The 820-nt window shown below is 52.0% G+C and carries 2 rRNA genes; both read left to right on the top strand.

Annotated features, from left to right (window positions below):
• Positions 1–204 (top strand): 16S ribosomal RNA (locus tag MHJ63_RS09840); the annotation flags it as partial.
• 498 nt (positions 205–702) lie between these two features.
• Positions 703–820: ribosomal RNA gene (locus tag MHJ63_RS09835) — 23S ribosomal RNA — on the top strand; the annotation flags it as partial.

Raw genomic sequence — 820 nt, 5'->3', positions numbered from 1 at the left:
TCGCTAGTAATCGCAGATCAGCAACGCTGCGGTGAATACGTTCCCGGGCCTTGTACACACCGCCCGTCAAGTCACGAAAGTTGGTAACACCCGAAGCCGGTGGCCTAACCCTTGTGGGGGGAGCCGTCGAAGGTGGGACTGGCGATTGGGACTAAGTCGTAACAAGGTAGCCGTACCGGAAGGTGCGGCTGGATCACCTCCTTTCTAAGGAGCACTCAACACCACAACCACACACTGGTTTGTGTTGGTTTGGTGGTGTCAGAGAATAGATGGTGCTGCTGTCACGGGTGTTGACAGGTGCCATGCTCATGGGTGGAATATCAACGAAACCACGCACTCTCTCTTGGGGGTGTGTGGGTCTTGGTGCATTGTTGGGTCCTGGAGCAACAAACCACCAGGTACGCAGCGGGCATGTTTTGTGTTCGTGTGTTTGGTGTGGTTGTTTCTCTAGTGTGTCCCCGACCTAATACAACACGCTGCTTGTTTTGGTGGTGTGGTTGGTGGGTGTGGGGTTGTTGTTTGGTTACTGCATAGTGGACGCGAGCATCTTGTGAGGATGACACCCCTAGTGGGTGTTGTTTTCATGTATGTGATTTTCTCAACCCAACACAATCAGTCCAGTCTTTTCCTTTTTTGGTTGGTTGGTTTGTTGGTTGTGTGGGTTGTGTTTGTTGCTCATGAATCAATGGTTTGCATATGTGTGTGTAAGTTGTTGAGAGCGTATGGTGGATGCCTTGGCATCAGGAGCCGATGAAGGACGTGGGAATCTGCGATAAGCCTGGGGGAGTTGATAACCGGACGGTGATCCCAGGATGTCCGA

The organism is Pseudoglutamicibacter albus (genome assembly GCF_022346425.1).
In the GTDB taxonomy this organism is placed as follows: Bacteria; Actinomycetota; Actinomycetes; order Actinomycetales; family Micrococcaceae; genus Pseudoglutamicibacter; species Pseudoglutamicibacter albus.
This window is presented reverse-complemented; position numbering and strand designations above follow the sequence as displayed.